This window comes from Roseicyclus amphidinii (assembly GCF_030163755.1).
GTDB lineage: Bacteria > Pseudomonadota > Alphaproteobacteria > Rhodobacterales > Rhodobacteraceae > Roseicyclus > Roseicyclus amphidinii.
The window spans coordinates 1-2,953 of the sequence record NZ_JASJOE010000132.1; the positions used below are offsets into that span (position 1 = coordinate 1).

The window sequence follows — 2,953 nt, forward strand, 5'->3', positions numbered from 1 at the left end:
CGCTCGCCGCAGCCAGCATGGGCCGCGCGCAACCCACGCTGCACCGCGCCATCGCCCGGCTGGAACAGGAGGCGGGCACCCGGCTCTTCGAGCGCAGCGCCGTCGGGCTGGTGCCGACGCGGGCCTGCCGCGCGCTTGTCCATGCCGCCCGTCTCGCGCGCAGCGAGGTCGCGCAGGCCGAGGCCGAGCTGGCCGAGATGGACGGCCGCGACGCGGGCCGCATCACCATCGGCGCGCTGCCGCTGTCGCGCACCGCCGTCTTGCCCGAGGCTCTGGCCGCCTTTCATGCCGAACGCCCCGGCCATGTCGTGACCGTGATCGATGGCCCCTATCCCGAGCTGCTGGGCGGCTTGCGTCAGGGCGAGATCGACCTGATCCTCGGCGCGCTGCGCGATCCGGCCCCGGTCGGGGACGTGGTCGAGGAAGGGCTCTTCACCGACCGCCTCGTGATCCTCGCCCGGCCCGGCCACCCGGCGACCCAAGGCCCCGCCCTGTCGCGCTCGGAGCTGTCGCGCCATGCCTTCGCCCTGCCGCGGCCCGGCACGCCCTCGCGGGCGCAGTTCGACGCGGCATTCCCGGATCATCCGGGCGCACGCAGGCCCCTGTGCAGCGTCGAATGCGGCTCCATCCTTCTGATGCGCGAGCTTCTGCGCCAAAGCGACCTTCTGGGCTGCATCTCGGCCCGGCAGGCCGAGGCCGAGCTGTGCGCGGGCCTTCTGGCCGAGGTGCCCACCGAACTCCGCTGGCCCGCGCGCCCCATCGGGGTGATGCACCGCGCAGGCTGGCGGCCGACCCCCGCGCAGGCGTTGCTGCTCGATCACCTGCGCCGCGTCGCCCGCGCAGGGTCCGATCCGCAGGCCGGGGCTGGCCCCGCGGCCCCCGTTGCGCTACCGCCATGCCATGCGACCACCGCCCGAGGAGGAACAGGCCCCATGCCCGACCACGTCATCCCAGCCGCGCCCGTGCCCACCATTCCCACCGCCGATGGCGGCGCATTCCCGGTGCGCCGGGTCTATTGCATCGGGCGCAACTTCGCCGCCCACGCGGTCGAGATGGGCCATGACCCGGATCGTGAGCCGCCCTTCTTCTTCCAGAAGACCCCCGACAGCCTCGACCCCTCGGGGCAGTTTCCCTACCCGCCGAAAACCTCGGACGTGCATCACGAGGTCGAGCTGCTGGTCGCGCTGAAATCGGGCGGCACCGACATCCCCGTCGACACCGCGCTGGATCACGTCTGGGGCTACGGCATCAGCCTCGACATGACCCGCCGCGACCTGCAGGGCGAGGCCAAGAAACTGGGCCGCCCGTGGGAGATCGGCAAATCCTTCGAACGCTCCGGCCCGGTCGGGCCGCTCCACCCGGTCACACAGGTCGGCCACCCCTCCGAAGGGCGCATCGCGCTGACCGTGAACGGCGAGACGCGGCAGGAGGGCGACCTCAACCAGATGATCTGGAAGGTGCCCGAGATGATCGCCTACCTGTCCGAATACTTCACCCTCGCTCCCGGCGATGTCATCATGGCCGGTACCCCCGCGGGCGTCGGCCCGGTCGCGCGCGGCGACGTGATGGAGGCCGAGATCGCGGGCCTTGGCACGCTCACCGTCACAGTGGTCTGAAAGACAGGCCGCGGTTGCATCCCGCGCCGCGGCCCCGCACACTCCGCGTTCCGTCCCGAAAGGCCCCGCATGACCGCGCCCAACCGCCCGCCCGCCAAGGAACCGCGCCGCTCGCGGCCCGTCCGCGTGGCCGACGCGATCAAGGACTGGGTGGTCGAGCGCAACATGGCCCCCGGCGACCGCCTGCCGGGCGAGGCCGAGCTGATGGCGCGCTTTGGCATGGCCAAGGGCACCATCCGCGAGGCGATGCGCATCCTCGAGGCGCAAGGCCTGATCGAGACCCGCACCGGCCCCGGCGGCGGCAGCTTCGTGGGCGAGGTCACCGCCGACCGCGCCAAGGCGCTGCTCGCCAACTACTTCTACTTCAAGGATATTTCCATATCCGACATCTACCAGCTGCGCCGCGCGCTGGAGCCGGAACTGGCCGCCTCGCTCGCCGGTCGCCTCGCCGAGGCGCAACTGGCCGAGCTGGAACAGGTCGTGGCGAAATACCCCGAGCCCGCCCGCTCCGCCGAGGAGGAGCGCGACCAGCATGTCGCCTCGCTCGAGTTCCACCGCACGCTCGCCAATTTCTCCGACAACGCGCTGCTGGCCTTCGTCGTCAGCTTCATGGGCCGCATCCTGACCGACCTCACGGTCTATCGCCGCCTCTATGACCCGCCCAACCGCGAGCTCTACGAAAAGGGGCTCGCCTACCAGACCGAGCTGATCGCCGCCCTGCGCCACGGCCGCGCCGAAGATGCGCGCCGCATCATGCGCAGCCACATGGAAACCGCCGAGGCGCTGATGCAGCGCCAGGAGGCGCAGGTCCTGCGCCGCTTCATCGCCGAATAGGGCAGGGGCCTCAGCGCCGGATCGCGGGCTCCGCCCCGACGATCGGCTCGGGCACCTCGGGCACATCCGCGGCCGCGGGCGCGCGCCACGGATCGTCCAGAACCGGAACCACCCGCGTCCAGCCGTGATAGGGGTCGGATTGCGAGACCATGTAAAGATCGGCCAATGCCGCCAAGGGGTTGACCGAATGGTCGATCCTGAGCGTCAGGGGCGCCATGTCCCGCCCCACGACCAGCAGCGCCGCCGACAGCAGGCCCCGCGCATCGCCCCCCGCCGCCGCCGCCGCGCCCAAGGCACCCATCAGCCGCTCGGGGAACGGCATCGCCGCGGCTGCGCGGTAGCCCTCCAAAGCGGCCTCGATCACCTCCGGCCCCGACAGCATGTTGCCCGCCACCACGATCCCCGGCCCCTCCAGCGCGCCCGCGTGCGCCACGCTTTCGGCCCCGGTAAAGGCCCCCGTGCCGCCGCGCGCATCCAGCGCCGCCAACTGCCGATGCGCGCGC

General features: G+C 72.1%; 3 protein-coding genes and 1 pseudogene. 3 read left to right on the plus strand and 1 reads right to left on the minus strand.

Annotated elements, in window-relative coordinates:
* Positions 1–17: 17 nt before the first annotated feature.
* From QQK83_RS19105 to QQK83_RS19115, 3 genes and pseudogenes are all read left to right on the plus strand, one after another.
* Positions 18–776, plus strand: a pseudogene (locus QQK83_RS19105) (LysR family transcriptional regulator); the annotation flags it as partial.
* Positions 777–932: 156 nt separating this feature from the next.
* Positions 933–1,616 (plus strand): fumarylacetoacetate hydrolase family protein, encoded by a 684-nt coding sequence (locus QQK83_RS19110; protein WP_284267010.1) that lies wholly within the window; start codon positions 933–935, stop codon positions 1,614–1,616.
* A gap of 69 nt (positions 1,617–1,685) precedes the next feature.
* Complete coding sequence (locus QQK83_RS19115; protein ID WP_284267006.1) at positions 1,686–2,450, plus strand: FadR/GntR family transcriptional regulator; 765 nt, start codon at positions 1,686–1,688, stop codon at positions 2,448–2,450.
* Between the two features lie 10 nt (positions 2,451–2,460).
* Here the strand turns inward: QQK83_RS19115 and QQK83_RS19120 are convergent.
* The coding region (locus QQK83_RS19120; protein WP_284267007.1) for a DUF1028 domain-containing protein at positions 2,461–2,953 on the minus strand (493 nt) is incomplete at its 5' end.